Annotated in this window: 26 protein-coding genes; 15 read left to right on the top strand and 11 right to left on the bottom strand. The window is 43.2% G+C overall.

Going from position 1 to position 26,583, the window contains the following annotated elements:
• On the bottom strand, positions 1 to 688 hold a 688-nt coding region (gene trmD / locus GNF10_RS20805; protein WP_185607210.1), incomplete at its 3' end, for a tRNA (guanosine(37)-N1)-methyltransferase TrmD.
• Positions 689 to 1,226: 538 nt separating this feature from the next.
• Here trmD and GNF10_RS20800 point away from each other — a divergent pair.
• The gene (locus tag GNF10_RS20800) at positions 1,227 to 2,090 is read left to right on the top strand and encodes a cyanophycinase (RefSeq protein WP_012412065.1); all 864 of its coding nucleotides are present in this window, start codon (positions 1,227 to 1,229) and stop codon (positions 2,088 to 2,090) included.
• A 423-nt stretch (positions 2,091 to 2,513) separates the two neighbouring features.
• Positions 2,514 to 5,219, top strand: coding sequence for a cyanophycin synthetase (gene cphA, locus GNF10_RS20795; protein WP_185585496.1), 2,706 nt, complete (start codon positions 2,514 to 2,516; stop codon positions 5,217 to 5,219).
• Positions 5,220 to 5,283: 64 nt separating this feature from the next.
• Here cphA and tatA read toward each other — a convergent pair whose 3' ends face one another.
• Both tatA and GNF10_RS20785 read right to left on the bottom strand, forming a co-directional pair.
• Positions 5,284 to 5,457 (bottom strand): twin-arginine translocase TatA/TatE family subunit, encoded by a 174-nt coding sequence (gene tatA, locus GNF10_RS20790; protein ID WP_185585493.1) that lies wholly within the window; start codon positions 5,455 to 5,457, stop codon positions 5,284 to 5,286.
• Between the two features lie 123 nt (positions 5,458 to 5,580).
• The gene (locus GNF10_RS20785; protein ID WP_185585492.1) at positions 5,581 to 7,005 is read right to left on the bottom strand and encodes a serine/threonine-protein kinase; all 1,425 of its coding nucleotides are present in this window, start codon (positions 7,003 to 7,005) and stop codon (positions 5,581 to 5,583) included.
• Positions 7,006 to 7,100: 95 nt separating this feature from the next.
• Here GNF10_RS20785 and cbiT point away from each other — a divergent pair, with 95 nt between their 5' ends.
• Together cbiT and GNF10_RS20775 are read left to right on the top strand one after the other, a co-directional pair.
• Complete coding sequence (cbiT, locus tag GNF10_RS20780; protein ID WP_185585491.1) at positions 7,101 to 7,703, top strand: precorrin-6Y C5,15-methyltransferase subunit CbiT; 603 nt, start codon at positions 7,101 to 7,103, stop codon at positions 7,701 to 7,703.
• Positions 7,704 to 7,881: 178 nt separating this feature from the next.
• Positions 7,882 to 8,763, top strand: coding sequence for a phosphatidate cytidylyltransferase (locus GNF10_RS20775; RefSeq protein WP_185585495.1), 882 nt, complete (start codon positions 7,882 to 7,884; stop codon positions 8,761 to 8,763).
• 217 nt (positions 8,764 to 8,980) lie between these two features.
• On the opposite strand, the gene GNF10_RS20770 is transcribed toward GNF10_RS20775, so the two are convergent.
• Positions 8,981 to 9,697: a DUF2993 domain-containing protein gene (locus GNF10_RS20770; RefSeq protein ID WP_185585490.1), complete on the bottom strand. Its 717-nt coding sequence runs from the start codon at positions 9,695 to 9,697 to the stop codon at positions 8,981 to 8,983.
• A 133-nt stretch (positions 9,698 to 9,830) separates the two neighbouring features.
• Here GNF10_RS20770 and GNF10_RS20765 point away from each other — a divergent pair, with 133 nt between their 5' ends.
• Both GNF10_RS20765 and GNF10_RS20760 read left to right on the top strand, forming a co-directional pair.
• Positions 9,831 to 10,643 (top strand): pseudouridine synthase, encoded by an 813-nt coding sequence (locus tag GNF10_RS20765; RefSeq protein ID WP_185585489.1) that lies wholly within the window; start codon positions 9,831 to 9,833, stop codon positions 10,641 to 10,643.
• On the top strand, positions 10,618 to 11,436 hold the full coding sequence (locus tag GNF10_RS20760) for a RodZ family helix-turn-helix domain-containing protein (RefSeq protein WP_185585488.1): 819 nt from the start codon (positions 10,618 to 10,620) through the stop codon (positions 11,434 to 11,436). The genes GNF10_RS20765 and GNF10_RS20760 overlap by 26 nt, the downstream gene beginning before the upstream one ends.
• 172 nt (positions 11,437 to 11,608) lie before the next feature.
• Here the strand turns inward: GNF10_RS20760 and malQ are convergent, their stop codons facing one another.
• Positions 11,609 to 13,117: a 4-alpha-glucanotransferase gene (gene malQ, locus GNF10_RS20755; RefSeq protein ID WP_185585487.1), complete on the bottom strand. Its 1,509-nt coding sequence runs from the start codon at positions 13,115 to 13,117 to the stop codon at positions 11,609 to 11,611.
• Positions 13,118 to 13,145: 28 nt separating this feature from the next.
• Here malQ and GNF10_RS20750 point away from each other — a divergent pair, with 28 nt between their 5' ends.
• Together GNF10_RS20750 and GNF10_RS20745 are read left to right on the top strand one after the other, a co-directional pair.
• Positions 13,146 to 13,352, top strand: coding sequence for a hypothetical protein (locus GNF10_RS20750; protein ID WP_185585486.1), 207 nt, complete (start codon positions 13,146 to 13,148; stop codon positions 13,350 to 13,352).
• A gap of 17 nt (positions 13,353 to 13,369) precedes the next feature.
• Positions 13,370 to 13,801 carry an NUDIX hydrolase gene (locus GNF10_RS20745; RefSeq protein ID WP_185585485.1) on the top strand — a complete coding sequence of 144 codons (432 nt, stop codon included), beginning with the start codon at positions 13,370 to 13,372 and terminating at the stop codon, positions 13,799 to 13,801.
• Positions 13,802 to 13,912: 111 nt separating this feature from the next.
• On the opposite strand, the gene GNF10_RS20740 is transcribed toward GNF10_RS20745, so the two are convergent.
• Both GNF10_RS20740 and GNF10_RS20735 read right to left on the bottom strand, forming a co-directional pair.
• Positions 13,913 to 14,356 carry a type II toxin-antitoxin system VapC family toxin gene (locus GNF10_RS20740; protein ID WP_185585484.1) on the bottom strand — a complete coding sequence of 148 codons (444 nt, stop codon included), beginning with the start codon at positions 14,354 to 14,356 and terminating at the stop codon, positions 13,913 to 13,915.
• Between the two features lie 2 nt (positions 14,357 to 14,358).
• Entirely contained in the window at positions 14,359 to 14,667 is a 309-nt protein-coding gene (locus GNF10_RS20735; RefSeq protein ID WP_185585483.1) for a hypothetical protein, read from the bottom strand.
• Between the two features lie 186 nt (positions 14,668 to 14,853).
• Here GNF10_RS20735 and GNF10_RS39310 point away from each other — a divergent pair, with 186 nt between their 5' ends.
• The 5 genes from GNF10_RS39310 to GNF10_RS38715 all read left to right on the top strand — a co-directional run bounded on the left by GNF10_RS39310 (position 14,854) and on the right by GNF10_RS38715 (position 19,506).
• Positions 14,854 to 16,161 carry a Rid family detoxifying hydrolase gene (locus GNF10_RS39310; protein WP_185585482.1) on the top strand — a complete coding sequence of 436 codons (1,308 nt, stop codon included), beginning with the start codon at positions 14,854 to 14,856 and terminating at the stop codon, positions 16,159 to 16,161.
• Positions 16,162 to 16,312: 151 nt separating this feature from the next.
• Complete coding sequence (locus GNF10_RS20725; RefSeq protein ID WP_185585481.1) at positions 16,313 to 17,287, top strand: phosphate/phosphite/phosphonate ABC transporter substrate-binding protein; 975 nt, start codon at positions 16,313 to 16,315, stop codon at positions 17,285 to 17,287.
• Positions 17,288 to 17,673: 386 nt separating this feature from the next.
• The gene (locus GNF10_RS20720) at positions 17,674 to 18,408 is read left to right on the top strand and encodes a phosphonate ABC transporter ATP-binding protein (RefSeq protein WP_185585480.1); all 735 of its coding nucleotides are present in this window, start codon (positions 17,674 to 17,676) and stop codon (positions 18,406 to 18,408) included.
• 96 nt (positions 18,409 to 18,504) lie between these two features.
• Positions 18,505 to 19,299 (top strand): phosphonate ABC transporter, permease protein PhnE, encoded by a 795-nt coding sequence (phnE, locus tag GNF10_RS20715; RefSeq protein WP_163934552.1) that lies wholly within the window; start codon positions 18,505 to 18,507, stop codon positions 19,297 to 19,299.
• An 84-nt stretch (positions 19,300 to 19,383) separates the two neighbouring features.
• Positions 19,384 to 19,506 (top strand): hypothetical protein, encoded by a 123-nt coding sequence (locus GNF10_RS38715; RefSeq protein ID WP_260446167.1) that lies wholly within the window; start codon positions 19,384 to 19,386, stop codon positions 19,504 to 19,506.
• 97 nt (positions 19,507 to 19,603) lie between these two features.
• Here the strand turns inward: GNF10_RS38715 and GNF10_RS38710 are convergent, their stop codons facing one another.
• From GNF10_RS38710 to GNF10_RS20695, 4 genes are all read right to left on the bottom strand, one after another.
• Complete coding sequence (locus GNF10_RS38710) at positions 19,604 to 19,747, bottom strand: hypothetical protein (protein ID WP_260446168.1); 144 nt, start codon at positions 19,745 to 19,747, stop codon at positions 19,604 to 19,606.
• Positions 19,748 to 19,878: 131 nt separating this feature from the next.
• Positions 19,879 to 20,244 (bottom strand): hypothetical protein, encoded by a 366-nt coding sequence (locus tag GNF10_RS20705; protein WP_260446313.1) that lies wholly within the window; start codon positions 20,242 to 20,244, stop codon positions 19,879 to 19,881.
• 518 nt (positions 20,245 to 20,762) lie between these two features.
• Positions 20,763 to 21,419: a (2Fe-2S) ferredoxin domain-containing protein gene (locus GNF10_RS20700; RefSeq protein ID WP_185585478.1), complete on the bottom strand. Its 657-nt coding sequence runs from the start codon at positions 21,417 to 21,419 to the stop codon at positions 20,763 to 20,765.
• Between the two features lie 58 nt (positions 21,420 to 21,477).
• Positions 21,478 to 21,741 (bottom strand): Asr1405/Asl0597 family protein, encoded by a 264-nt coding sequence (locus GNF10_RS20695; RefSeq protein WP_185585477.1) that lies wholly within the window; start codon positions 21,739 to 21,741, stop codon positions 21,478 to 21,480.
• Positions 21,742 to 22,204: 463 nt separating this feature from the next.
• Here GNF10_RS20695 and GNF10_RS20690 point away from each other — a divergent pair, with 463 nt between their 5' ends.
• Positions 22,205 to 22,759, top strand: coding sequence for a Dps family protein (locus GNF10_RS20690; protein ID WP_185585476.1), 555 nt, complete (start codon positions 22,205 to 22,207; stop codon positions 22,757 to 22,759).
• A gap of 534 nt (positions 22,760 to 23,293) precedes the next feature.
• The gene (carB, locus tag GNF10_RS20685; protein WP_185581657.1) at positions 23,294 to 26,557 is read left to right on the top strand and encodes a carbamoyl-phosphate synthase large subunit; all 3,264 of its coding nucleotides are present in this window, start codon (positions 23,294 to 23,296) and stop codon (positions 26,555 to 26,557) included.
• Positions 26,558 to 26,583: the final 26 nt, after the last annotated feature.

Here is a 26,583-nt window from a genome sequence, read left to right as displayed (position 1 = left end):
CCCTGCTCCCTGCCCCCTGCCCCAGGAGATCAGGGCGGCGATCGCGGGTTTTTTGAATTTGTTGTTCGTAACGCCACTTGGCGATCGCTGCATGATTCCCACTGAGTAAGACATCAGGTACTTTCAAACCGCGAAAATTGGCAGGACGAGTATATTGGGGATAGTCCAATAACCCTTCCTCAAAACTTTCTGCTGTGAGGGACTCGGTTTTGGCCACGGTTCCTGGTATTAGTCGCACTACACCATTAATCAAAGCCATTGCTGGAATTTCTCCGCCAGTCAGAATAAAATCGCCTAGAGATACTTCCCGAGTTACCAAATGCAGCACTCGCTCATCGACTCCTTCGTAATGCCCACAAATAACTACTAGCTGGTCATAATTTGTCACCAATTCTTTCAAAAGAGGTTGATTAATTGTTTGACCCTGTGGACTCATCAAAATTATTTCTCTTCGGGGCAGAATCGGCAGCGACTCCACAGCATTAAAAATTGGCTCTGGCTTCATTAGCATCCCAACACCACCGCCGTAAGGTTCATCATCGACCTTCCGGTGCTTGTCAGTAGTAAAGTCCCGTGGATTAACCAGATGCACTTCGGCAATCTGTTTGGCTAAGGCTTTACCCAGTAATCCCGAATTGAGAACAGAGTTAAAACAGTCAGGAAAAAGTGTAACTATATCAAAGCGCACAGTTATTCGTATTCGAGGACACTAATCTTAAATTTGGATGTCTAGCAAACACTGTCAAGCCAAGGTCGAGTCAAACTCCAGTTAAACTTTATCAATAGTATCTAAAACTACCAGACCTCTTGGATTTTAGATGGGATCGAAAGTTTTTCTAATTACTTAATTTATGTTTAAATGTTGTCACAAGTACATTTAAATTAATAATCATATCAAGTTAACAACTTCCAGGATGTATCGATCCAGCCTCAGAAAAAGCGTAGTCTTAACTGCTCGTCCCCAGCCCCAGAAGGGGAATTTAGCCCCAAAAAGACTATTTTGCCCTGCTGCAAGTGGACAGGTGAAAAACAAGGCCCTGGCTTTGAGGAATGGCAACAAACACGTTTAAACTGAGGCAACGTGAGCGTTAAGCGAAAATTTGGAGAGTGGCTGCCCAGTTCCAAAACTTCCAAAAAGTGTCCTCTCAAAGGTTGCAAAGCGCAAAAATCACCAGGCTTCTAACACCTTGTTAAATTCACCTGAAGTTGTTGACAGGAGAAACAAAATGCCGCAATTACAAGCTAAATCGCTAGAAATGAGGACACCCCAAGCAACTAAAACCGCCGTTCTGGTTATCGGAGGCGCAGAAGACAAAGTTCATGGGCGCGAAATCCTACGAACTTTTTTTGGACGTGCTGGTGCTAGTAAGGCTTATATTACAATTATTCCATCTGCCTCTCGTGAGCCTGCCATCATTGGTGGTCGGTACATTCGCATTTTTGAAGAAATGGGTGCCCAAAAGGTAGAGATTTTAGACATCCGCGAACGCGAACAGTGTGAAGCCTCTCAAATCAAAGCATCCTTAGAAGCCTGTAGCGGGGTATTTTTGACAGGAGGAGATCAGCTGCGTCTCTGTGGCGTATTGGCAGATACGCCAGCAATGGAAATTATTCGGCAGAGGGTTAGGGCAGGGCAACTGACGTTAGCAGGCACCAGTGCAGGAGCGGCAGTGATGGGGCATCACATGATTGCGGGCGGCGGGAGTGGAGAGTCGCCGAATCGTTCCCTAGTAGATATGGCAACGGGTTTGGGATTTATTCCTGAAGTCATTGTTGATCAACATTTTCACAACCGGAATCGGATGGGGCGGTTGATTAGTGCGATCGCTGCTCACCCCGATCGCTTAGGTATTGGCATTGACGAAGATACTTGTGCAGTGTTTGAACGTGATGGCTGGTTACAAGTTATGGGTAAAGGCAGTGTTACTATTGTCGATCCCACTGAAGCCACCCACACCAACGAACCCCATGTTGGTGCTAATGAACCATTAACCGTGCATAATTTACGTCTCCATATCCTCAGCTACGGCGATCGCTTCCACCTGTACCAGCGCACTGTATTGCCTGCTGTACACCGGATCTCCAGCTGACGGGACAAAGTATCTGAGGTTACACTGAGTTGACCACAAATTTTAGATTTTGGATTTTGCGGAAAGTTGTAAGGAGGTTTCCCGACCTAGCAAACTTTTCAAGACGGATTTTAGATTAAGAGAGCTTTTCGGCAGATGCCGCCAGAAAGTGGGTGAAACAAATCTAAAAACCCCTCGATGACTCGTTGACGCTACGCTATCGTAAATCTAAAAATTACCAGAGCTAAGTACCCTAATTGTCTCTTTTAATCCAAAATCATAAATCTAAAATCCAAAATCGGTTGACCGCACATTTATTTCTTGTTGTAGAAAAATGATGAGAATACTATGTAAAAAGAAAAAACTGTTTGCAACGAACAGTTTAGCGGTCAATTACAGTAAGAAACTAGAATTTTGGTTCCGAATCTCCATCTACCTATTCCCATGAGAATCCTCAAGATCCAGACCTTACGCGGCCCAAACTATTGGAGCATTCGACGCCACAAGCTGATCGTCATGCGCCTCGATTTAGAAACCCTTGCCGAGACGCCCTCGAATGAAATCCCAGGCTTTTATGAAGGACTAGTTGAGGCGCTGCCGAGTCTGGAGGGTCATTATTGTTCGCCTGGCTGTCGTGGTGGTTTTTTGATGCGAGTCAAAGAAGGCACAATGATCGGTCATATCGTAGAACATGTAGCTTTAGAACTCCAGGAATTAGCTGGTATGCACGTCGGCTTTGGTCGCACCCGCGAAACTGCCACACCCGGAATTTATCAAGTAGTAATTGAATACCAGAATGAGGAAGCAGGACGCTACGCTGGACGAGCCGCAGTGCGGCTGTGCCAAAGTATCGTTGATCGAGGCCGTTATCCCAAGGCAGAACTAGAACAAGATATCCAAGACCTGAAAGACTTCACCCGTGATGCTTCCTTAGGCCCTTCCACAGAAGCGATCATTAAAGAAGCAGAAAAAAGAGGTATTCCCTGGATGTCGCTGGAAGCCCGCTTTTTGATTCAGCTAGGCTACGGCGTGAATCAAAAGCGGATGCAGGCCACAATGACGGACAACACCAGCATTCTAGGCGTAGAACTAGCTTGCGACAAAGAAGCTACTAAACGCATCCTCGCGGCAGCCGGTGCGCCAGTACCCAGAGGTACAGTGATCAACTTCTTAGACGATTTAGAACAAGCTATTGAATACGTTGGCGGCTATCCCATCGTTCTCAAGCCCCTGGATGGCAATCATGGACGTGGGATCACCATTGACATCCGAACTTGGGAAGAAGCAGAAGCCGGCTACGAAGCTGCTAGACAGGTTTCTCGATCAATTATTGTCGAAAGATATTACGTTGGACGTGACCATAGAGTATTGGTGGTAAATGGCAAAGTAGTCGCAGTTGCCGAACGCGTACCGGCTCACGTTATTGGCAATGGTAGATCCACCATCTCCGAACTGATTGAGGAAACAAACCTCGATCCAAATCGCGGTGAAGGACATGATAACGTCCTGACCAAGATTGAACTAGACCGCACCAGTTACCAACTCTTAGAAAGGCAAGGCTATACCCTAAATAGTGTTCCACCCAAAGGAACCCTTTGTTATCTCCGGGCAACAGCCAACCTAAGTACAGGTGGTAGCGCCGTAGATCGTACCGATGAAATTCACCCAGAAAATCTGTGGTTGGCACAACGGGTAGTCAAGATTATCGGTTTGGATATCGCCGGACTCGATATCGTCACCACAGATATTAGCCGTCCCCTGCGGGAAGTCGATGGCGTAATTGTCGAAGTTAACGCCGCTCCCGGCTTTCGGATGCACGTTGCCCCAAGCGTGGGTATTCCCCGCAACGTCGCTGGTGCAGTGATGGATATGCTGTTTCCCAACGAGCAATCTAGCCAAATTCCTATCCTCAGCATTACTGGTACTAATGGCAAAACCACTACTACCCGACTACTAGCACATATCTATAAACAGACTGGTAAAGTAGTCGGATATACTACAACCGATGGAACATATATCGGCGATTACTTAGTGGAAGCTGGCGACAACACAGGCCCCCAAAGTGCCCACGTCATCCTCCAAGATCCCACAGTGGAAGTAGCGGTACTGGAAACCGCTCGCGGTGGCATTCTCCGCTCTGGATTGGGCTTTGAAGCCGCAAATGTGGGAGTAGTCTTGAATGTAGCCGCAGACCACTTAGGAATAGGCGATATAGAGACTATTGAGCAATTAGCTAACCTCAAGAGTGTAGTAGCAGAAGCCGTATTCCCTGATGGCTATGCGGTACTTAACGCTGATGATCATCGCGTCGCCGCTATGTCAGAAAAGACCAAGGCTAATATTGCTTACTTCACCATGAACCCAGACTCAGAATTAGTGCGAAAGCATATCCAAAAAGGTGGAGTAGCCGCAGTTTATGAAAGTGGCTATTTGTCAATTGTTAAAGGTGATTGGACACATCGGATAGAAAGAGCAGAAAATATACCTTTAACAATGGGCGGACGTGCGCCGTTTATGATTGCGAACGCTTTAGCTGCAAGTTTGGCAGCATTCGTGCAAAACGTCACAATTGAGCAGATTCGCTCTGGTTTGAAGACTTTCCGAGCTTCAGTTAGTCAAACGCCGGGACGAATGAATTTATTTAATTTAGGCAACTACCACGCTTTAGTAGACTATGCTCACAACGCAGCTAGTTACGAAGCTGTAGGTTCCTTTGTAAGGAACTGGACTACAGGACAACGGATTGGCGTAATTGGTGGCCCAGGCGATCGCCGCGACGAAGATTTTGTTACTTTGGGCAAATTAGCAGCACAAATTTTTGACTACATCATTGTCAAAGAAGACGATGATACACGGGGACGTTTACGGGGTTCCGCCGCCCAATTGATTATCCAAGGCATTACCCAAGTGAAGCCTGATAGCCGCTATGAATCAATTTTGGATGAAACCCAAGCGATTAATAAAGGCTTAGACATGGCTCCTGATAACAGCCTGGTGGTGATTCTACCAGAAAGTGTGACTAGGGCTATTAAGTTAATTAAGCTGCGTGGTTTAGCCAAGGAAGAGACACATCAACAAAATACTGGCACAGCGATCGCTGATTCTCAAAATGGAATAGCACCTTCTTCTGTAGTCAATACACTACTGTAATCAAAAGTCAAGAGTCTCAAGTTCAGCATTTAAAAGTTTTTCAGCCTTGACCCTTGACTCTTGACTATTGTTTTTCTTCTTCTGAATTAGTTTCATCGCTGGGGGTTTTCATTTCCTCCTTAAAACCTCGTAGGGTTTTGCCTAGTGCAGTGCCCAATTCGGGAATTTTTTTAGGGCCAAAAATTAGAATAGCGACTATGCTAATTACAGCGATTTCTGGCCATCCTAGTCCAAACATATAAATTTCCTCTAAGGCATCTCTAATTAAATATAGACATTGATGACTCAAATCTGATGATTTAGGGGCAAACAAGAGGTGAAGCCAAATTGGACACATTGAACAAAGCGATCGCTAGCTCAACTAACTTTCCATTGGCTTGGTAATTGGCAAACCCAACCAATCACTTAATTCATGAGCTAACCATTCAAGTTCTACTTCAGATTTAATACCGATATCGTTTCCACCAAGCTGATATTTTTGTACTCCTGAGCAAATATATAATTGTGCTGGAACGGCAATTCTAGTGCCATCAGAATTTTTAGTAAAATGTTTGGGAATGTAAACTAACTTATTAATACTTTGCCTTGACGATGCACAGGGGCGATAAAATTTCCAACTAAACAACTCCCAACTTAGGGTAATTTGTTCTGCATTCAGGCGTAAGCAGATGCGTCCAAATAAATGAAAGATAAGTTTATACACCATGAGAAAGCCAGCACCCCAAAAAGGAAGTGAGAACAAAGCAAAGGGGATGTTGACAGGAAAAGGAATAGAGAGTGCGCCAATTGTCCAAACGAGGATAAATGAATTCCAGACGATCGCAAATAAACCTGTAAATAATATTGATGAATTAAAACCAAGCGGTGGAACGATAATTTCTAGAGAATCCCCATTTTTGGTTAGTTGAATCTTACTCCCATCTGGTTTAGCTACAACCAAAGTAGGCAAGTTTGTCGTTTGTGGTTTGTCTAAAGCTGCGTAGGCGGAGCCCGTCGTAGACATCGCACCAGCAGCAGAATTAAAACGCCTTTCTAAACTGGGTTCAGTCATTTGCTGCAACCAGCGAGTCAATTCAGGACTCACATTAGCCAGCTGTTCAAACTGAATACGAAAATCCTTTTGGGGTAAATCGGCTGGATGAGTACCCGTAACTAAATAAATTAAAGTTGCACCTAAGCTATAAAGATCAGAAGCTGGAACTGTGCGTCCGCCAAATTGCTCCTGTGGCATATACCCATAGCTTCCCACCACAGTTCTAGTTCCACCTTCTGTAGCAAGGACAGTTTGCACCGAGCCAAAATCTACTAGGTAAACTTGACCAACACTGTTACCAGAACGCTCTCCCAATAAAATATTGCTAGGCTTAATATCACGATGGATAACAGGCGGATATAACCCATGTAGATAAATGAGAATTTCTAAAAGTGCTTTGGCTATCTCTTTGACTTCTACTTCGGTAAAAGTCCGGCCAGATTGGACGTATTGCTCTAAAGTTTTTGCTGGGATATAACTTTGTACTAGGGCAAATCCTTTGATGGTGGGTGAATTTACCTCAAAATAGTCTAAATAGCGAGGTATTAAGGGATGTGACAAAGATTTTAGAGTTTCAGCTTCTCGCTCAAACAGCTTGAGTGAATCCCATTCAAAGTCACTACTAAAAGAGAGTAACTTAATAACAACCAATTCCTGAGTGTTCCAATCACGAGCTACAAGCGTCCGTCGCCCTGCTTTTTTGCCTAATAGCTGCTGAACTTGATAGCGTTCGCCTAATATTTCACCAATCATTATGGTTTCTTATAATGCTACGTTTGAAAAGTTTTTATAGCTTATGACTTTTCAATTTCGGCAAATCCATATCTTTAGTATAATTGCGTAATTCTATGCCCTCCCAACTTTGGCCTTATATTACCCCTGGTATTCCTGATGAACTGTTCGAGCATTTGCCAGGAATTCCCCTGAGTCAGCGAGAAGTCCGGCTATTGTTAATTGCCCAACTGCGACTAACATCAGATTCTGTATTGTGGGATATTGGCGCAGGGACAGGTACAATTCCCGTAGAAGTTGGGCTATTGTGTCCAAAGGGTCAAATTATTGCTATAGAAAGGGATGAAGAAGTAGCTAATCTGATCAAGCGGAACTGCGATCGCTTTGAAGTGAAAAACGTCGAAGTCATTGAAGGTAGCGCCCCAGAGTGTTTACATGGCCTCAAGGTTGCTCCTCACCGTGTTTGTATTGAGGGAGGAAGACCTATCCAGGATATTCTGCAAGCAGCATGGCATTATTTGCCACCATCCGGTCGGGTTGTAGCTACAGCTGCTAATCTAGAAAGTCTGTATGCTATTTCTCAAAGCTTTTCTTTGTTAAGGGCTAGAAATATCGAAGTTGTTCAGTCTGCGGTTAACCGCTTAGAAACGCGCGGCTTTTCTCAAACCTTTACTGCCGTTGATCCCATTTTTATCCTCAGTGGTGAGAAACTGGATTAGATAATGGGGAATGGGGAATGGGGAATGGGGCATTGGTAGAGACAGAAGGGGGAAAACAAATATGAGGAAGCAGGGGAAGCAGGGGAAGAAAGAATAACTGATTAATTAATGTCCAATGCCAATACCCAATACCCAATGCCCAATTCCCAATTCCCAATGCCCAATATTTAATACTTCTATGCCTTGGTCTCGGATTATTAGTGGAATTGTTGCGATCGCTCTTGCTCTTTCTGTTACCCTTTTGGGTGGCTGGTACTTTACCATCATGTTTGCGGTTGTCATCTTTTTGGGTCAACAGGAATATTTTAATTTGGTGCGAGCCAGAGGCATCGCCCCCGCCGCTAAAACCACTATGGCTGTCAGCCTATTTTTGCTAGTAATTTGTACCATTGATGGCAGTTTAGCTGACGCTGTGATGCCCTTAGCTGGCACACTTATCTGTTTTTACCTGTTATTTCAGCCCAAATTTGCCACGATTGCTGATGTTTCTGCTTCTATAATGGGGCTATTTTACGTAGGTTATTTGCCGAGTTACTGGGTGCGATTACGAGCAATTGATAGTGCTGTTTTTAGCAATCTTCCTCTAGGGGGTTACTGGCCTACAACCTGGACGGACTTTTGGGAAAAGGCAAGTTCTGCTTCTTTACCACAAGGTTTTACAGCAACAATGCTGACTTTTTTGTGTATTTGGGCAGCTGATATTGGTGCTTACACCATTGGCAAATTCTTTGGGAAAACCCGTCTGTCTGAGATTAGCCCGAAGAAAACTGTAGAAGGTGCTGTATTTGGCATTACTTCAAGTGTTGCTGTAGCCATAGCAGGAGCCTATTATCTCCACTTGCCCAGATCCTTGTTGACTGGTTTAGCATTGGGTTTGTTGATTGGCATTGCTAGTCTTTTAGGGGATCTTACCGAGTCTATGCTCAAGCGTGATGCTGGAGTTAAAGATTCTGGACAATTAATTCCCGGTCACGGTGGTATTTTAGACCGTACTGATAGTTATATTTTCACAGCACCTTTGGTTTATTATTTTGTGACACTACTGTTGCCGCTACTATAGAGCTTTTGGGGTGAGTCAAAAGAGGCAGGGGGCAGGGGGGCAGGGAGCAGGGGAAAGACGGTGCAATTACCCCTTCCACAAGGCTTTCAAGCCCCTATATTTATTATGGAATTTCATCCTGGATTTGAGTCCCCTGACCCTTTTGCTCTTGTTCTCTTCATCCCCTGAGAGGCGCTACGTCATTTAAAATAGGGTATTACTATTTTTTAATTCACGATCAAGGATTAACGTTAATCTGCCCTCGACACACCAGTTTGCCTGGGATCAACGTTAGTTCTTGGATATCGACATCTGAGCCAAGATCCAGATTGTACTCATGATTGTCGTCTAATATATCTCCCTCGTGGGGCTTGATTTTTACTTGTGTCAGTTGCAACTCATGCCCACTAAGTAACTGTAAGCCGCCCAGACAAATCTCTAGAGGCATTGTTTCTGTATTGGTTACTCTGGTGCCTCGCAGTATAATTTGATTGTTATCAAGGATAATTTCTTGCCAGTCTATTGGTTGTGACTTGGGGAAATTTGTTGGTAAAACTTTAACCAGCAAATCGCTCAAAGCAGTTGATAATAAGTCAGATGAGAGAGAAGTATTCAAATCATTCTCGTCTACGATCAAATCGCCAGACACTGATACTGTTTCTAACAGTCGTAATGGCTTTCCCTTAAGTACGGAACCAATGTTTATCTGAATATTTTCTGCCGTTAATTGAATTTGTGTAATTAGGAGACCTTGATAAACTGCATGAGTAGCAAAAATAGATACCAAGGGGATACGCCCAGAGAGAAGTTGGCGATCGCTTGCTTTAATCTCCACTTCTAATTCTGAGATTTGGCTCACTTGCGCTCTTAACCAGAGCTTTAGAGCTTTTGTGAGTACCTGCGTAATTATGCGGATTTTATTTGCATTTGTCGTTTGAGAATTTTGCTCTGGCATCTAAGCAATCTGTTTATGAGTATTTGCTCAACAGCTGGACAGAAATTAAACAAGTCTTAAATGTAACATTTATGCCTACTCGCTACAAAATGCAAATATCATTTAATTGTTAACAGTAAATAAGCAATTCCAGATGGAGGAACGGTTACAAAAAATTCTTGCTCAATGGGGCATCGCCTCACGTCGTGAAGCGGAAGAAATGATTAGGCACTCACGGGTGCAAATCAATGGGGAATTGGCACATTTGGGTCAAAAGGTTGATCCCCAAAAAGATGCGATCGCAATTGATGGTAAAACTGTATCCGAAAAGCAGCGTCCGGCTTTAATATATCTATTGCTACATAAACCTGCGGGAGTAGTTTCGACTTGCGACGATCCTCACGGAAGAACAACAGTCCTGGATCTACTACCGAAAAAATTACGGGAGGGTTCAGGTATTCACCCAGTTGGGCGTTTAGATGCAGACTCAACGGGAGCATTAATCCTCACAAATGACGGAAATCTGACATTTGGACTAACCCATCCCCGCCACAGCATTTCCAAGACATATCGTGTTTTGGTCAAAGGACATCCCCCAGAAGCAGTACTCCAAATGTGGCGTGAGGGTGTGGTGTTAGAGGGTAGAAAAACCAGAGCTGCTAAGGTACACCTAATAGAACATCGTGCCGAACAAAGCTTTTTAGAAATAGTGTTGCAGGAGGGAAGAAATCGCCAAATCCGCCGGATAGCTCAACAGTTAGGATACCCAGTAATCAAACTGCATCGAACTGCTATCGGCCCAATTCAATTACAAACTCCAAAAGAGCCCTTATTGTCAGAGGGTAAATATCGTTCCCTCAACGATCATGAAATTCGCTTTTTGCAAGATCAGATAACGCAACCTATTAAAGATTCAGTGGAGTTAAGGAGTGTCAGTAGGCATGAAATGGCTAAGAAAGAAGAATAATCACCAGCCATCGCTTTCAATAGAGCAACAACGAACCGAAAAGTTGGCAGAATTGGGCGCTCAACTTTTGGCTTTGCGTCAAGAAAAGGGCTTATCTCTAGAGCAAGTGGTTGTATTAACCAGAATTCCTCAACGATTATTACAGGCGATCGAAGAAGGTAATATAAACGATCTCCCAGAACCAGTCTATATTCAGGGTTTGATCAGGCAATTTGCCGATGCTCTAGGCTTGAATGGAGTAGAATTTTCTGGCACTTTTCCGATCAGTTCTGCACAATTAAATCCTCAAGGTATGGGGAATACTTCACCCATTAATCAACTCCGTCCGATTCATCTTTACTTTCTTTACATATTGCTAATCGTATGCTCTGTAAATGGGTTGTCTCAGTTATTAAATAACGCGGTACTACAAGCAAGTAATAGCCAAAACCAAATATACCCAAAACAAAAATCCATTGTTAACCCAGAGCCAACCCAACCAAAAGATTCCCTAAAAGTTCAACCTGTTAGTAATCCCCTCGACGGCGGACAAGAGGGACAGGTTGTACAAATTGGTGTCACTTTGAAAGCGTCATCTTGGATTCGCGTCATAGCCGATGGTAAAACCGAGTTTGAGGGTATTCTTCCAGAAGGAACTCACCGGATTTGGAAAGCTCAAGAGCAACTGACAGTGAAAACTGATAATGCTGGTGGTGTATTGATGAGCGTCAACCAGGAGAAAGCTAAGGAAATGGGAGAGCCAGGGAAAGAGGAAGAAATTAGGATTGCTGCCAAGCCTAATGTTTTGAGATAAGGGAGAAATAAATTCAAAATTTTACCCTTACAAGGAAGCAAACTAAGCGCAACGTGTCGCAGACAATAAAAAGACTAGGGGAGATGAGAGGCATGAGGAGGACAAGGAAGACAAGGAGGCATTTACTCCTCCCTCTTCCTTGTCTCCCTTGTCTCCCTTGTCTCCCTACTCCTTAATTTTCTTGCGGCGCGCGTCCATTAAGTCTGGTAAGAACTTTTAAGCGATCGCGTAATTCATCTCTCAACGCTTCTGCTTGATAGCGCCACCCCCAGTTACCCTCAGCAGTACTAGGAAAATTCATCCGCGCTTCGTTTCCTAATCCCAAAACATCTTGCAAGGGAATAATCGCTTGATTAGCTATAGAACTCAAAGCTAGGCGAATTAAATCCCATTGGATGCCTTCAGGACTAATAGAACCTAAATAAAGCCATAAGTTATGCTTTTCGTTGTCATTAGCTGAATTGAACCAGCCTACAGTTGTGTCATTATCGTGAGTGCCGGTATAAACTACAGCATTTCGCGGGTAATTGAATGGTAAGAATGGATTACCGGGATCAGAACCAAAGGCAAACTGCAAAACCTTCATTCCCGGAAATTCATACTTATCTCTTAGTGCTTCGACTTCTGGTGTAATTACTCCCAAATCTTCCGCCAAAACAGGAAGCTTACCTAATTTTTGTCTAATTGCTTCAAAAAAAGCGTCTCCAGGCGCTTCTACCCATTCGCCATTCATGGCAGTTTCTTCACCTTTGGGTACTGACCAATAAGCCTCGAAGCCCCGGAAGTGGTCAATGCGAATTATATCTACATAATCCAGCATTGCCTCAAAGCGCTGTACCCACCATTTAAAGTCTTGTTTTTGTAATTCCTCCCAGTTGTAAACCGGGTTGCCCCACAATTGACCGGTGGCGCTAAAGTAATCTGGTGGGACTCCCGCCATTTGAGCAGCTTCTCCTGTCTCTTCGTCTAAGCAAAAGATGTCGGGATGTGCCCACACGTCAGCACTATCGTGAGATACGTAAATAGGAATATCGCCAATAATGTCAATACCGCGCATATTGGCGTAGCTTTTCAGGTCTGACCACTGCCGGAAAAACTCAAATTGGACGAACTTGTAATAAAAAATATCTCCGTTGAGCCGATCCTCTGCTTGAGCTAATGCTTCGGGTTTACGCTTGACAAATTCTGCTTCCCATGTATGCCAGCTTGCACCATTATGGGCATCTTTCAGCGCCATAAATAAGGCGTAATTCTCTAGCCAGTAGGCTTTACTGTCGCAAAAACCTGCAAACTCGTTTTTTTGGATGTCCGTAGCATTCACTTTAAAGTTTTCACAGGCTTTTTTGAGTAGCCCAATCTTAATTGGCACAACCTGGTCAAAGTCTACCTTTTCTACCGGAAATCCTGGTAAATTAGCAAAGTCTTCTTCAGTTAGCAAACCCTCATCTCGCAGTTTTTCTGGGCTAATCAACAGGGGATTTCCTGCCATTGCCGAATAGCACATATATGGAGAATTACCGTATCCAGTGGGACCTAGGGGTAAAACTTGCCAATATTGTTGATGGCTATCTTTGAGAAAATCAATAAAGCGATAGGCTTCTAAGCCTAAATCTCCAACGCCAAATCGACTAGGAAAGGATGTAGGATGCAGCAAAATACCACTGGATCTAGGAAAAGGCATAAGTAACCTGAATTATGAGAGAGAGCAATTGTTTGATGCACACGCTACGCGATCGCCCAAGGGGCAGTGGCAAAGCCAACGCATCGAATTTATCACGGAACAGTATTTGCACGGTAAATCAAGTAAACTCATCTTGTTTGTCCTTTGTCCTTTGGGAATAACCAATGACCAACACTTCGGCTACGCGGTAGTTGAACGCAGTCGAAACTCAGTACAAGTGACCAATGACCAATGACTAATGACTAAATAAATATGACTTACCGAAATCCTGCACCGACAGTTGATATCATCATTGAACTAGTAGATCGACCTCATCGGCCAATAGTGTTAATTGAAAGACATAATCTACCTTTAGGTTGGGCTATTCCTGGTGGGTTTGTAGATTATGGGGAAGCAGTGGAAGTGGCGGCCCGACGAGAAGCTGAGGAAGAAACGGGTTTGCAGGTGGAATTAGTTGAACAATTACTGGTGTATTCTGACCCCAATCGCGATCCGCGTCAGCATACTATTAGCATTGTATTTTTGGGGACAGCTACGGGGGAACCAAAGGCTGGGGATGATGCCAAGGGTGTAGGAATTTTTGAAGATTGGTGTGTGCCTGGTAATTTATGTTTTGACCACGATCGCATTCTGCGCGATTATTGGCGGTATCGGCATTATGGAATACGTCCGAGGTTGGGGTAGTAGGGACGAACCGCAGAGGCGCAGAGAGATGAGGGGAGAAGAATATCTGGAATTCCCCAACATACAGTTTTTATAAATGTTCTGTAGGAATCGGTTGGTGTTGTGAGGATGTCAAAGCCAAGATTCTAAGGCTAAGGCTTGTACTTGTTGTATCCTTTGAAAATCTCTGTCCCCTGAGACGACGGTGAGGTTATAGTGCAAAGCAGTTGATGCTATCCATAAGTCGTTATCGCTAAAACCCAAATCTTGAACTGTAAACTTTCTACGCTTTGCTTTGTCTTTGGGGCCAAAATGTTTGACAATTTCTCCTTTGAGACTACCGTAAACATCGGCAACCCCTCCATTAATGGGATAAAGGTCAATGGTTTGCAGAAAAGTTCTGACAAAGCGAAGATTTGCTTCTTGTTGAGAAGACTTTTGCACCATGTAAAGGAGTTCACCTTGCACAATAACGCTAGTTGCAACCCCTAAACCAATGTGTTCTTGTAATTGACGAATGACGTTTGTTTCTCCAAAAATGATCCGGCTACAATGGTTGGTGTCTAAGAGGTACATCACTAAAATTCAGCCGAAAAACGGGTTTCGTAAACAAGCTGTAAGCACTCCTCAAAATCATCTCCTTGCCAGGTTCCGGCAAATTTTAGTAAATCTTCTGCTTTAGAGCCTCTAATAATTGGTGCTGCTTCCTGTATTCCCGGTTTGGTTTGATGATTGGAAGTATCATCATTTTTTTCCGTTGACAGGTTAGGAGATATTTCCTCGGTTGTTGGTTTTGTCTTGAGAAAACGTAAAAAATCTAGCGTTTGGGTTAGTAGAACATCTGATGATGATTCAATTTCTTGGAGCAGTATTTCTTTAATATTCATAAATGATATTTTGCAGTCTGTCGTAACAGTATTATACGAGTGCGAACTAGATGCTGAACTGACGGCATTATGGGATACGTCCGAGGTTGGGGTAGGAGGGACGAACCGCAGAGGCGCAGAGAGAAGAATACCTGTGACACAAAGTTTTTGTGATTATACTGTGTCAGTGGTATTTAAAGGTGCATTATGGATGCTGAGGAACTTTTGGAGAAATACGCCGCAGGGGAACGGAAATTTCATTCAGTAAATTTGAGTCAAGAAAATCTCAAAGGTGCAGACCTCTGTGAGATAGACCTAACTAGTGCAAACTTGGCTGGAGTTGATTTAAGTGGGGCAAACCTAACCAAAGCGAAGCTTAATAGTACAAATTTCACGAACGCGTCTCTAGCAGGTACAAAGTTAAATTCCATAAGTGCTTCTTCAGCAATATTTTATTGGGCAGACCTCAATGGTGCTGACTTAAGTAGGTCAAATCTGAATAGCGCAAATTTGAATCATGCAAACTTAGAACAGGCAAAGCTGACAGGTGTAGACCTAAGTAGTGCAAAATTAATTTATGCAAACCTAGATACATCAGATTTAAGTGGAGCAAATCTTAGTAGTGCAGACCTAAGTGTAGCTTCATTAGCTGGAGCTAATCTTAGTAAAGCCAATCTAACTAAGGCAGATTTGGGTGAGGCTTACTTAACAGGATCTGACTTAACTCTGGCAAACTTAACTGAGGCAACATTGAAAAGTGCCAAACTTCAAGGAAGTATATTTCATAGAGCGAATCTCCACGAAGTTGATCTGTCAGGCATGAATTTGGCTGGCATAGATTTTACAGCAGCATCTCTTCAAAGTACAAACCTTAGAAAAGCATTTCTCCAAGGAGCGAATTTACAAAAAGTCAATTTGCGATGGGCAAATTTAATCCAGGCAAATTTAGATGGAGCAAATTTGAGAAGGGCTGATTTCACTGGGGCAGATGTCTATGGTGTCAACTTTAAAGATGCAGACCTCACTGGTGCGATAATGCCAGATGGAGAAGTTTACAAACCGATCGCTTCTCAGCTAGAAATCGGTAAACAGGAAACATCGTTAGAGAAAGTAATATCTATGACCCGTAAAGTAATTAATACTGATAACGCACCCGCACCAGTCGGCCCTTATAATCAAGCGATCGCAGCTTCAGGTCAATTTGTATTCGTCGCTGGACAAATTGCCATCGATCCCCGCCTTGGTGATGTTGTCTACACTGATGATGTTAAAAAGCAAACTGAGCAGGTATTAGCTAATCTTGAAGCAATCCTCACGGCAGCCGGTGCAACTTTTGAAGATGTGGTGAAGACCACCGTATTTCTAGCTGATATGAATGATTTCGCGGCGGTGAATGCCGTTTATGCTAAATATTTCCCGGAAAATACAGCCCCAGCGCGGGCTTGTGTGCAGGTATCACGCTTACCTAAAGATGTGTTGGTAGAAATTGATGCGATCGCTGTAATTAGCGGTTAGTAGCAATACACTCATAAAAAAGCCTACAACTCTCCAAACAAACTAGGCTTTATTATTGACTTTTGTTCTTAAAAGCTATAAATCTTTTTTAGGGGTTAATTAAAATTAATTAGCAAAAAAACTGAGAAAACTTCCTAATGGAGAGTTGCAAATGAGTGTGAGTAAAAAGAGCTTATTGGGTGCTGGTGCGGCATTTGCAGTACTTACAGGTTTAGTAGTCAGCACAGTAGGGGCTATGCAGGCAACGATCGCTAACCCCACCACTAATCAACAGACACCACGCTTACTTGCCCAAGGACTGAAAACTTTAACAATAGTTTTTCCCAGTCGTGCTGATTCTACAGACTTGCAAAATAAGGCAAATGCAGTAGGAGCTTTTTTATCGAAAGAGTTAGGAATTCCAGTCGTCGCCCAAGTTGGTGATGATACAGCTGCTGTAGAAGCTTTAAGAGCAAATCGGGCTGATGTCGCTTTTTTAAGTAGCCGTCCGGCTTTGAAAGCGAAACAATTAGCAAATGCCAGCTTGTATCTAGCCGAAGTTCGTTCCACTTATTCTGGAAGATACACCTATAGCTCAACATTTGTTGTCCCTAAGAATAGTCCCCTAAAAACTCAAAATTCAGCTAAAGCCACTTTAGAACAACTACGGGGCAAGAAAATGGCTTTTACTTCCCCTACTTCTGGCTCTGGGTTTATTATCCCTGTCGCTGAGTTGGTCAAACAAAAATTTGTACCCAACCGCGATCGCTTAGATGATTTCTTTGGTCAAGTCTCTTACGGCGGCAATTACAGTAAAGCCTTGCAAGCAGTTGTGCGCGGTCAAGCTGATGTGGCTGTTGTGTCAGAATATGCTCTGAATCCACCTTATATCACCGCCGAAGAGAAGAGTCAGTTACGGGTTCTACACAAAATTACTGGTGTACCTGCCCACGGTATTGCCATTGATGATGATGTTCCAGCCCCAACACGCGAAAAAATCATCAACGCTTTACTAAAATTAAATAAGTCGGAAAATAATAAATTGTTAAGCGACTTGTATAATTCCACAGAATTAGTGCGAATTAATCACGATCGTCACCTAGCAACTATACGTGACGCTCTGCAAATCGCTGGCATTGAACCATAATTTAGTTAACAGTTATTCAGTGAACATCTTGAATAACTATTAGCAGATGTTTTAAAAGTAGTCGGCTGTAATTTTAGGCACTTCTAGATCCCCCCTAACTCCCCTTAAAAAGGCTGCGGTACAAGTCGAATTACCCCCCTTAATCCCCCCTTGGAAAGGCGGGAAAAAGAAATCTATTTCCCTCCCCCAATACATACGGGGAGGGTTAGGGAGGGTAATTCGAGGACTGGTAGTGATTTGATAACTTGTGTGTACACCGTAGCTTCCAAAGAGGGGAACCGGAATCAAAGTCCCCCAATTGATCGGGGGATTTAGGGAGATCTAAAACGTTTTACTAACGACCAAAGAGCTTTTAAAACATCCTCTTAGCAGATAAATAAATTTATATGAATGATTATGTTATTGAGTGTCATAACCTAGAGACAGCTTATACTCCTTCTCTGAATCGCCCTATTCTCAATGGGATTAATTGCCAGATTAAACGGGGTGAATTTGCCGTTTTGCTGGGGCTAAACGGTGCTGGTAAGTCTACATTACTGCGATCGCTAGTTGGACTAGTGCCATCAGCCAGAGGAGAAATTATCGTCAATAATGTTGAGATGAATTCTCGAACACTGGCAAAAATTCGGCGCAATGTTGGTATGTTATTTCAAGGTGGCGGATTAATTCGACAGTTATCAGCACTGGAAAATGTCTTATGCGGATGCCTTGGTAAAAGAACAACTTGGCAAACACTGTTGGGATTTTCCAAACGCGATCGCACGTTGGCACTAAATTTATTAGAACAGTTAGGACTCGGAGAATTAGCTTTTCAAAAAACCAGTCAATTAAGTGGTGGACAACAACAACGAGTAGCGATCGCTCGGACTTTAATTCAATCACCGCAGATTCTCTTAGTCGATGAACCCATAACTGGTTTAGATGTTGTCGCATCCCAACAAGTCATGGAAACTCTATCTGAATTGCACACTCAGCAAGGTATGACTATTGTTGCAGTTTTGCACGATTTGGGAATCGCAGAAAAATATGCAGGGCAAGCGATCGTCTTAGATGCTGGACGCGTCGTTTACCAAGGACTTTGTGACAACTTACAAGCTAAATTTGCGAAAGTTTCCGCTTGAGTAAGATTTGATTTAACAAAACAGAATACATACGTCAGTCCCCAGAATTCAAAATTCATTCTGGCTCCTGAATTCTGAATTCTTCTTCAATACAATATGAGTTATTTTTTTAAGTCAAAACGCTTACGCTTCTACCCTTGGCTGAGTTCTCTACTCATCTCATTAATTGTTGTAGTAGTTTATGGTTGGGCTTTGCGAGGACTCAAACTCGATTTTGAACTGCTAAGTTCTAGCTGGCCATACATCACCGATTTTATTACCCGGTTATTTCCTCCCGATTGGAAAGTTTTAGATATTGCAGTTAAGGCACTAATTGAAACTGTACAGATGTCTTTATGGGGAACTACTATTGGAGCAATTCTTTCTGTACCGATTGCTATAGCTAGCGCCAGCAACGTTGCGCCTGGGTGGTTGCGATCGCTAGCTAATTTGCTGCAAAATACTGTGCGTTCTGTCCCCTCAATTATTCTGGGGCTAATTTTTGTTGCTGCCACAGGCTTAGGCGCACCAGCAGGAACTTTAGCTTTAGGAATCTACACCATCGGCTACCTTGCCAAATTTTATCAACAGGCAATTGAAGCGGTTGATCCGCGTTCTCTTGAATCGTTGCAAGTTATCGGAGCCTCCAAGCTACAGATTGCTCAATACGGCATTCTCCCGCAAGTGCTACCTCTGGGATTGGGTTACACCTTTTGGATGTTTGAGTACAACATCCGTGCTGCTTCTGTCTTGGGTGTAGTTGGTGCAGGTGGTATTGGCTTTCAGTTGAAAAGTTACATCGACGGGTTTGAGTACACCAAAGCAACAACCATGATGTTAGTGCTTTTGGTAGTCGTCACAGTAATTGATGCTTTTAGTAGCCAATTACGTCATCGGCTCGATTCTATGTAGTATTTAATTGTTAATTTTAAATTTGAGGCAAAGCTATATAACTTTGGGAATACTGAAATCAAGTACCCTAAAGGAGTATTAAAAATGGCAGAAAATCACATCAGTGCCAGCCTAGCCCCAGCAGACAAGGAAGCGGTCATGCAAGCGATCGCTACTACATACTTTGCCTTTCTGATGACAAATTGTAGGCGATCGCCTTGTTGTTAAGCTGTAGGTAATTGATCATAAGATTCCGGTTCAATATCTGGTACGTTCGCTAAAACTGCGCCGTATTTTTCTCGGCCGCCTCGCTTTGCTAGCTCCCCTAGATAAATTTCAGTTGTGAGTGCAGCGATTTTTCCGCAACTGCTGTCGCCACAAACTGATCGATAGAAATGCCGTCTTGTTTGGCAAGTTCCTGCAAACTTTTGTACAAAGAGTCAGGAAGCTGGACGCTCAGGTTGCTCATGACAATGCTCCAATAGATTGCAAAAACTCCGCAGGTGTCAATATTGTTATCCCAAACTTTAATACCAATTTCAAAATGATTACGAGGAATTTTTTATTTTAGATGAGCAGCCAGGTCAAAATGGGATTTGTCTAAATCCACTCAAATCCCTGTGTGGCTAAAAATTCTTTAGCTGGTTCCAAAATATCTTTGCTTAAAATCAGTTTGGCTTTTGGAGAACTAAGATACAAACGAAAACGCTCAATAAAAAGTTGGTTAGCAGGTTCAATTTTCCTAATGGCACTCCAGGGAATCAACAACGGCGGAAGCCCCAAGGTAAATAGGGGGAAAATACTCAGATAAATCCCTTGAGGAGTTATCCCAACATTTAAAGTTCCTTTGTAGTGAACCAAACCCACAGAACCGCTTTGCATTCGGGAGAAGTTTTGTGGCGGCGCTTCTTTCGTGCAGTAGAGTTTAGCCAGGCGATTCCAGTCATGACGGAATAGAAAAATCATGACTATCATGGAAAATGTTAAACAAACGGTGTATATCCACTGAGGGGTATGTGGCATTTGTTTTTAAATCATTGATGATTGACGCTTCAACTGTAAGCGATGTCTAACAACAAGTCTCTTTGCGCCTACGCATTTATCAATCAACTACATCACCTTAAATTTTTCCAAATTATGGGAGCATCCCGGTAAAAAATTGCTTAATAAAAATCCCATTCATTCAAAAAACTGGCTTTAAATTAAGGCCAGTTTTTTGATTTTATTGCAAACTTCTATCGGACTTTACGGCCGAGTATTAACGGAACACACTTGAGAAGATATTATTAAGCTTTCTCATTCAAATGTCAAGATTTCACTAAATAGGTGGGTGGGAAAATCCACAAGTACGTAATTGCGAGTGAAACCCACTCCTGCAAAGAAGCAAGCTACTTGCAGCATCTCTTATGAGAAGCAATCACAAAGATTTCAGATATATTACATTTTGTTGCATAGTTAGGTTTATTCATGCTTACCTGCTTACGTCAGCAAAACTTGCCATTAGATATGGCCACTTCCCTTAAATTCTTTGGCTGTGCTTCTAAACTCTTATCACCAAAATGCTTATCCATCAATCTGGGGATTTGTGCAGCCTGAATTCGACTATGACGTGTTTTATCTGGCATAACCAAGTTTGGCCCAGCTTTACAATTTTTCATACAACCAGTGCCCTTGATTGTAACTTGGTCTTCTAAACCGCGATCGCTTAAAGCTGCCTCCAACGCCTGACAAACTGCTTTACCACCGCGTTTCATACAATCAGACTTTTGACACACCAAAATTGTGGCTTTAGCCTTAGCTGGCTTTACCTTGACATTATCAATAGATGGGGGTTCTTGTACTGGTGCGATCGTTTTAACTCTCCCCATCTCAGAACGCGCCGCCATTACCCGTTCAGCTTTCAGAGTGATAGTGCCATCCTTCAAATCATGCTTTTTGTAACCAACAACTTGCAGCCAAGTCCCTGATGGTAAGCGCAAGTCAAAAGCAGCCCGTAAATGTTTAGCTAGTTTAATGTAAGACTCACCTTCATGAGTCCCCAGCATTAAGCCTTTAAGCTTATAGCCATCTTTAATAACAAAATTTATAAATCTACCCTCAAGACAAAATTCTGATACTTCCATAGTGTGAGATGCGCCCATTTTTTTGATCTCCTTTTAACTAAGTACAAGCTATCAAGCAAAATATTCTCAGCAGTAGCTAAAAATTAGAACTGTTGTTAGCGATTTTCCAACAGCACTCAAGAGCCGAAATTTGGTCTTGACGGGAGGCTGTTAATCGCTGTATCACACTCCAAAGTTGAACAGCTATCACAGGAGAGCCAATTTCAACTTTCAATGGCTGGTTAGCTGTACAAGTACAGGGAATGTCTAACTCCTTTAGGCGTTGATAGACTTGCCAGCGATCTGCCCAATTCACCTCTACAAGGTGGTTGCTTTCTATTTCTGAACTAAACGATTTCAAGAGAATTGCCCTCAAAGTGCAACAAACTTGCAGTAATTACCGCGATTTAACTCTCTGCTTAGTGAAAGTTTTAGGAGTGTAACCTCTTAGAACCAGCATACCTTAAGTGCAAAGAATTCTCATTAATTTTGAAAAAAAAGTCAACCTTTTACAGCGATCCCATATTGAGAGGGGGATAAGGCAGGAGGGCAGGGGGACAGGGAGCAGAGGGGAAAAGGTAATTTAATTCTTTATTCTCGCTCTCGCAGACAAAAAGCATATTTAAGCCGTGATGTCAATATTAATGAGAAAGTTATGCATCTTGATAGGTGTACCATCATCCAACAAACAATAATTTTGAGATTTTTAGTAAGTAAAAATACAACATCTGGTGATAGCAGATTGGCTTGCACTTATTATTAAAATGTTAATATGTTGAGAATAAGCAGTTAAAATCTATAACTGTTAAAAAGAGAGGAACACAATGTCTGAAACGCAAACCTTGTTACGAAATTTTGGTAATGTATATGACAATCCTGTGTTGCTGGATCACAGTGTCACTGCTCCAGTTACAGAAGGATTCAACGTTGTATTAGCTAGTTTCCAGGCACTGTATTTGCAGTACCAAAAGCATCATTTTGTAGTTGAAGGCTCAGAATTTTACTCTCTGCATGAGTTTTTTAACGAAAGCTACAACCAAGTACAAGACCACATCCATGAAATTGGAGAACGCTTGGATGGACTAGGTGGTGTTCCAGTAGCTACCTTTAGCAAATTAGCAGAATTAACCTGTTTTGAGCAAGAGTCTGAAGGCGTATATTCCTCTCGCCAAATGGTGGAAAATGACTTAGCCGCAGAACAAGCTATTCTTGGCGTGATTCGCCGCCAAGCTGCTCAGGCAGAGAGTTTAGGTGATCGGGGTACACGCTATCTGTACGAAAAGATTTTGTTGAAAACCGAGGAACGTGCTTATCATTTGGCTCACTTCCTCGCTAAAGATAGCTTAACTTTAGGGTTTGTCCAAGCGGCTCAAAGCTAAAACTCTCATAATCTAGATTTGTTTACCTAGACTGAAAGAAAAAGTTGGCAGCACAAACTCTTAAAATATTATAAAGAATGGCAGAGAATGATACTTTTATTCCTCTGCCATTTTTAATTTAAGTAAACATATCATCATAAGATTTAATGTTGAAAATATTGAGCAATTAGATAGTTAATAAATATTTTTATCTAAGAAATTTATTTGGGCTGAATAAGCTGACAGATATATGCAATAATAAATTACCAATCTGTTGCAAAATTTTATCAAATTAAATAGCAGAATTTGCAAAAGTTTTAAATATTTGCTGGTTACAATTAAATAGTATTTAGAAATACAAAATAATTATTGGGTATTGGGTATTTGGGTTAGGGGAGAGGTGACAGGGAACACGAAATAATCTGTACCCTATTCCCTAGTTCCCGCTCCTTTCATGTCATCAAACCTAGAAAACTTAATAATAAAAAGCACGACAGGGTGTAAAGACCCTTAAAATAATCAGGATTTGTATTCTCATACTCCAAGGCAACGACTATGCCCCGCCGTGACGACCTCAGGAAGATTCTACTGTTAGGCTCTGGCCCAATTGTGATTGGACAAGCCTGTGAGTTTGACTACTCTGGCACTCAAGCCTGCAAAGCGCTGCGAGAAGAAGGCTATGAAGTGGTTTTGGTCAACTCCAACCCTGCAACGATTATGACCGACCCGGAAACGGCCGATCGCACTTACATTGAGCCGTTAACTCCAGAATTGGTCGAAAAAGTCATCGAAAAAGAACGCCCCGATGCGCTCCTACCAACGATGGGAGGACAAACCGCCCTCAACCTCGCCGTCGCTTTAGCCAAAAATGGCGTGTTGGAAAAGTATGGCGTTGAGTTAATCGGCGCTAAACTGCCAGCCATCGAAAAAGCCGAAGATCGAAAACTGTTCGGTGAAGCAATGGCAAGAATTGGGGTAGCTGTGTGTCCTAGCGATACAGCCGAAACTTTGGAAGAAGCCAAAGCTGTTGCCCGTCAAATTGGTAGTTATCCCCTAATTATTCGTCCAGCTTTCACTATGGGCGGAAGTGGTGGCGGTATTGCCTACAACCAAGAAGAATTTGAAGAAATGGCACAGGTAGGTATAGATGCCAGCCCTGTTTCGCAAATTCTCATTGACCAGTCTTTACTGGGCTGGAAAGAATATGAACTCGAAGTGATGCGTGATTTGGCAGATAACGTGGTGATTATCTGTTCCATCGAAAACCTTGACCCTATGGGCATTCACACCGGGGATTCAATTACCGTCGCTCCCGCGCAAACCCTGACTGATAAAGAATATCAAAGGCTGCGGGATATGGCAATTAAAATCATCCGCGAGATCGGGGTGGAAACTGGCGGTTCTAATATTCAATTTGCCGTCAATCCAGTTAATGGGGATGTGGTGGTAATTGAGATGAACCCCCGCGTTTCCCGCAGTTCGGCTTTGTCTTCTAAAGCTACGGGTTTTCCCATCGCTAAAATGGCGGCAAAATTGGCTGTGGGCTACACCTTGGATGAAATCAAAAATGACATCACCAAGAAAACTCCCGCATCCTTTGAGCCGACAATTGACTATGTGGTGACAAAAATCCCCCGCTTCGCCTTTGAAAAGTTCCCTGGTTCTGACCCAGTACTGACAACTCAAATGAAATCAGTCGGGGAAGCAATGGCAATTGGGCGGACTTTCAACGAATCCTTCCAAAAGGCGCTGCGATCGCTCGAAACCGGACGCGCTGGTTGGGGTTGCGACAAAGCCGAAAAATTACCAAGTGGTGAACAAATTCGCGCCCAACTGCGTACACCTAACCCCGATCGCATTTTCTCCGTGCGCCATGCCTTGCAGCAAGGGATGACTATTGAGGAAATCTACGAACTTACTGGTATTGACCGATGGTTCTTGGATAAATTGCAGCAACTCTTAGATGTCGAGAAATTCCTCAAGCGGACACCTTTGCAGCAACTGACAAAAGAGCAACTTTATGAGGTGAAGCGGGACGGATATAGCGATCGCCAAATTGCTTATGCCACCAAAACCACCGAAGATGAAGTTCGCGCTTACCGCAAGTCACTAGGAATTATCCCAGTTTACAAAACTGTAGATACTTGCGCGGCTGAGTTTGAAGCCTTTACTCCCTACTACTATTCTACCTACGAAGAAGAAACAGAGGTTTTGCCCGCAACCAAGCCCAAAGTCTTAATTTTGGGTGGTGGCCCCAACCGCATTGGGCAGGGAATTGAGTTTGATTATTGTTGTTGCCATGCCGCCTACGCCTTGAAGGATGCGGGGTATGAAACCATTATGGTCAATTCTAACCCAGAGACAGTTTCGACAGACTACGATACCAGCGATCGCCTTTACTTTGAGCCTTTAACAAAAGAAGATGTTCTTAACATCATCGAAACTGAAAATCCAGTCGGGGTAATAATCCAGTTTGGCGGACAAACCCCGCTAAAGTTGGCTATTCCTTTACAAGAGTTTCTTAACAATGACACTTCTGGACTGCTGACAAAGATTTGGGGTACATCGCCAGATTCCATCGACATGGCAGAAAACCGGGAGCGGTTTGAAAAGATTCTCCAACAGTTAAATATTTCCCAACCGCCGAATGGGATTGCGCGGAGTTACGAAGATGCGCTAATTGTCGCCAAACGCATTGGCTATCCGGTGGTGGTGCGTCCCAGCTATGTATTGGGAGGACGAGCGATGGAAATCGTTTATTCTGATACTGAGTTGGAACGCTACATGAGCTTTGCAGTACTCATAGAACCAGAACATCCAATTTTGATTGATAAGTTTTTGGAAAACGCAATTGAAGTCGATGTCGATGCGATCGCCGATCACACTGGACGGGTGGTAATTGGTGGTATTATGGAACACATCGAGCAAGCAGGCATTCACTCAGGAGATTCCGCTTGTTCTTTACCTTCCATTTCCCTATCACCAGCAGTTCTCAATCAAATTCGCACTTGGACGGTGCAGCTAGCACAAGCGCTGTCAGTCGTGGGGTTGATGAATATCCAATTTGCTGTTGTCGGTGCAAGTAGCTATTCTCCCCAAGTTTACATTTTAGAAGCTAACCCCCGCGCCTCGCGTACAGTACCATTTGTATCTAAAGCAACAGGCGTACAGTTAGCGAAATTGGCATCTTTAATCATGTCGGGTAAAACCTTAGAAGAGCTAGGTTTCACCGAGGAAGTCATTCCAACCCACATTGCTGTAAAAGAAGCAGTATTACCCTTTAATAAATTCCCAGGAACTGATACAATACTGGGCCCAGAAATGAGATCCACTGGTGAGGTGATGGGAATTGACAGCGACTTTGGCCGGGCCTTTGCCAAAGCAGAACTGGGTGCTGGGGAGCGTTTACCACTGACTGGAACTGTATTTGTATCAATGAGCGATCGCGATAAAGCTGCTGCTGGTACTGTGGTGAAGGAGTTTATCGATTTGGGCTTTACAGTGATGGCTACCCTTGGTACACGGCGAGTTCTTCTTGAACAGGGGTTAAATATTGAATTAGTGTTAAAACTCCATGAAGGCCGTCCCCACGTTTTGGATGCAATCAAAAATCAAAAAATCCAACTTATTATCAACACACCTTCCGGGGAAGAAGCCCACACTGATGCTAGGTTAATCCGTCGCACAGCCTTAGCTTACAAAATTCCCATCATTACTACCATTGCTGGCGCAAAAGCTACCGTCGCCGCCATCCGTTCTTTACAAAATACAACTTTGGACGTAAAAACCATTCAAGAGTACTGCCCGATTGCGAAGTAGTACGGAGTAGGGGAGTACGGGAGTAG

Origin of the sequence: Nostoc sp. UCD121 (assembly GCF_014222285.1) — a bacterium.
Taxonomy (GTDB): domain Bacteria; phylum Cyanobacteriota; class Cyanobacteriia; order Cyanobacteriales; family Nostocaceae; genus Nostoc.
This window is presented reverse-complemented; position numbering and strand designations above follow the sequence as displayed.